The organism is Synechococcus sp. R8-2, from assembly GCF_047461715.1.
Lineage (GTDB): Bacteria > Cyanobacteriota > Cyanobacteriia > Thermostichales > Thermostichaceae > Thermostichus.
Genome location: NZ_JANSHQ010000772.1, coordinates 1 through 564, shown reverse-complemented (window position 1 = coordinate 564; position 564 = coordinate 1). Strand labels below are relative to the sequence as shown.

1 protein-coding gene is annotated in these 564 nt (G+C 63.7%); it reads left to right on the top strand.

Going from position 1 to position 564, the window contains the following annotated elements:
• The coding region (locus tag NW819_RS14575) for an HAD-IA family hydrolase (protein ID WP_414414186.1) at positions 1-564 on the top strand (564 nt) is incomplete at both ends.

Below are 564 nucleotides of genomic sequence, written 5' to 3'. Positions count from 1 at the left end.
GCCTTGGATCGCGCTTTTGGCCAAGTTTTTGCCCAGGCTCCAGCCCCGGCCTGCCCAGGATTGACGGGATCCCCTTTGCGGGAGTGGGAGCGGACCTGGTGGCGCCAGGTGGTGCGGGAGACTTTTGCCCGGGTGGGATCCCTGGCTGCCTTCGGAGAGCACCGGTTTGAAGACTTTTTCGCCCAATTGTTTGAGCACTTTGCCGGGGCGGATCCCTGGGAGCTGTATCCCGAGACGCTGCCGGCTTTGCGGGCCCTGCAGCAGGAAGGGATCCGGTTGGGGGTGATCTCCAACTTCGACAGCCGCTTGCCCAGGGTGCTGCAGCAGTTGCAGTTGGATCCCTACTTTTCCACCCTCACCCTCTCCACCCAAGTGGGCTATGCCAAGCCCGATCCTCGCATCTTCCAAGCTGCCCTGGCAGCCCACGGGATCCCCCCCGCAGCCGCCGGCCACATCGGCGACAGCCGCCGCGACGATTATCAGGGGGCAAAAGCAGCAGGCTTGCGAGCCCTTTGGCTGGATCGAGAGGGGAAGGATAGCTCCTGCCCAGAGCGGATAGAAGAT